This is a genomic window from Prosthecobacter sp., from assembly GCF_049294395.1.
In the GTDB taxonomy this organism is placed as follows: Bacteria; Verrucomicrobiota; Verrucomicrobiia; order Verrucomicrobiales; family Verrucomicrobiaceae; genus Prosthecobacter.
The window spans coordinates 1-1,718 of the sequence record NZ_JBAQCR010000301.1 but is presented as its reverse complement, the minus strand read 5'-3'; the positions used below and the strand labels follow the sequence as shown (position 1 = coordinate 1,718).

General features: G+C 60.4%; 2 protein-coding genes. One reads left to right on the top strand and one right to left on the bottom strand.

Going from position 1 to position 1,718, the window contains the following annotated elements; genetic code table 11:
* The first annotated feature begins 45 nt into the window (after positions 1–45).
* Positions 46–954: a DUF4159 domain-containing protein gene (locus tag WAW39_RS19995; protein WP_422320929.1), complete on the top strand. Its 909-nt coding sequence runs from the start codon at positions 46–48 to the stop codon at positions 952–954.
* 111 nt (positions 955–1,065) lie between these two features.
* Here WAW39_RS19995 and WAW39_RS19990 read toward each other — a convergent pair.
* Positions 1,066–1,718, bottom strand: a 653-nt coding sequence (locus WAW39_RS19990) for a HEAT repeat domain-containing protein (RefSeq protein ID WP_422320928.1), incomplete at its 5' end; no start/stop codon positions are given.

Here is a 1,718-nt window from a genome sequence, read left to right as displayed (position 1 = left end):
AAAAGAAGTGCGCAGGAGTCAGCGACGAGCCACGTTATCAGACTCATGCGAAAACCTCGAGCCACCCCCGTTCTTCTCCTCACCCTGGCTTTGCTAGGCTGCGTCGTCTGGGCGGTTGAGCAGGGCAGGGAAGGCCAAGGCGGGCGTCCCACCCAGTTCGGCGTCAAGGATGGCAGTGTGCCCGAAGATCCGCGCGACACCCGTCGCGGCCAGGAGGAGGGTTACCCCACCTGGCCGGTGAGCAAAGAACTGCCCAACGACATCTTCACCTTCGCCCGCATCCGCTACAATTCGATGAGCCACGGCGGTCGCGGCTGGGGCAGGGGAAATCGCAAATGGTCCACGGACTATCCCGATTCGGACATGAACATGTCCTACCGCCTCCAGCAGCTCACCTCGCTGCAGGTCAATCCGAACGGCGCCATCGTCGACATCGATCCCGAGCAGTTCCGCCATTTCCCCTTCCTCTACATGATCGAGGTCGGCGACATCGACATCACCGATGACGAAGCCAAGACCATGCGCGAGTACATGCTCAACGGCGGCTTCATCATGGTGGACGACTTCTGGGGCACCCGCGAGTGGGACAACTTCGAAGTCGCTCTCAAGCAAATCTTCCCCGACCGCAAAATGGAGGAGATCCCCCTGGAGCACGAAATCTTCCACATGGTCTTCCCCATCAAGGTGAAGCCGCAGATCCCGCACATCCGCTTTGCCGAATACGTGATCAACCAAGGCATCACCTATGAGTTCGACAAGCCCGGCTCCGAGCACGTCCACTATCGCGGCTACTTCGATGACAAACGCCGCCTCATGATGGTCATCTGCTGGAACACCGACACCGGCGAAGGCTGGGAGCAGGAAGGCAGCGATCCCTGGTACTTCCGCGAATTTTCTGAGAAGTATGCGTACCCGCTGGGGATCAACATTATCTTCTATGCGCTGACGCATTGAGTGGGACGTGGTTTAGGCGATAAGTCCACCCGAATTTTGTCTCCGAGCAGAGTCTTTGTGTCCCTGACGCGCAGGATCTGTGGTTTTGGGCCTTGGAAAAGAGGAATTCTGTCAAGGTTTTGCACGAACCCGCTTTCCCTTTTTCGCGCCGAGCGTGATGTCCCAGCCTAGATGCGCCGAGAGCGAAGCGACTTGGGTCGCGATGTCCTCGGTCGGAAGGCCGACCTCCGCTGCCGCCTTTACAATTTGATCGCGTGGGATCGGTTTTAGGGGATCGAGATACGGCCCTGCGCCATTGTCTCCTTTCGTCGGCAGGATGCGGCCGAATTCGGAGTGCATTTTGCCTAGTATGGAGCAAGCAATGCCGCGATCCGAAATGTTCGGCGCTTCAACAGCGCGCTGGGCGAGTAGGTCGCGGGTGATCTGGTCGGGCCACTTCTCCGCCAACGCCTGTAGCGCGGCGCTCCGGGTGGCGGAGCCTTCATCCTGAACGGCGCGGTGGGCGAGTAGGTCGCGGGTGGTCTGGTCGGGCCACTTCTCTGCCAGCGCCTGTAGTGAGATGCTTCGGGTGTCGATGTATTCATCCTGAAGGGCGCGGTGGGCTAGCAGGTCGCGGGTAGTCTGGTCGGGCCACTTTTGCGCCAACGCTTTTAGCGCGGCGCTTCGGGTGGCGGAGCCTTCATCCTGAACGGCGCGGTGGGCGAGTAGGTCGCGGGTGGTCTGGTCGGGCCACTGCTCCGCCAACGCCTGTAGCGCCGCGCTTC

Coding starts and splice junctions, on each gene's coding strand:
- WAW39_RS19995 (WP_422320929.1), top strand. CDS start 46: ATGCGAAAACCTCGAGCCACCCCCGTTCTTCTCCTCACCCTGGCTTTG.